Below are 458 nucleotides of genomic sequence, written 5' to 3'. Positions count from 1 at the left end.
AAGTCATCAGAATAATTCATTTTGCGTTTGTGACGCTCATACTCCTCAACATCCAAGAGACGTTTTTCTCCATCTGTAAAAATTTTAACATCCAAATCGTAATCAATATATTTCAGTGCTTCTTCATCCAGATAGTAGGGGCTAGCCATATTGCAATAGTAGGAAGTTCCATTATCACGAATCATGGCAATGATATTAAACCAATATTTCTTGTGAAAGTAAACAATAGCCGGTTCTCGAGTGACCCAACGACGACCATCACTTTCGGTAACCAGTGTATGATCGTTGACACCAATAATGGCGTTTTCTGTTGTTTTTAGTACCATGGTGTCCCGCCAAGTTCGGTGGAGACTCCCATCATGCTTATAACTTTGAATTGTAATAAAGTCGCCTTCTTTTGGAAGCTTCATAACTAACCAACTTTCTACAATTTATAAGTTTATCATTTACTATTGTAC

At 37.1% G+C, this 458-nt stretch carries 1 protein-coding gene; it reads right to left on the bottom strand.

The genetic code is table 11. The features are described from left to right. Positions 1-410: DUF402 domain-containing protein (locus HT721_RS10850; protein ID WP_173229825.1), on the bottom strand; the 410-nt coding region annotated here is incomplete at its 3' end. Between the last annotated feature and the right edge of the window lie 48 nt (positions 411-458).

The sequence above is a fragment of the Streptococcus sp. 4094 genome (assembly GCF_013277125.1).
Taxonomy (GTDB): domain Bacteria; phylum Bacillota; class Bacilli; order Lactobacillales; family Streptococcaceae; genus Streptococcus.
The sequence above is the reverse complement of the archived record's forward strand: the minus strand, read 5'-3'. Positions and strand labels throughout refer to the sequence as shown.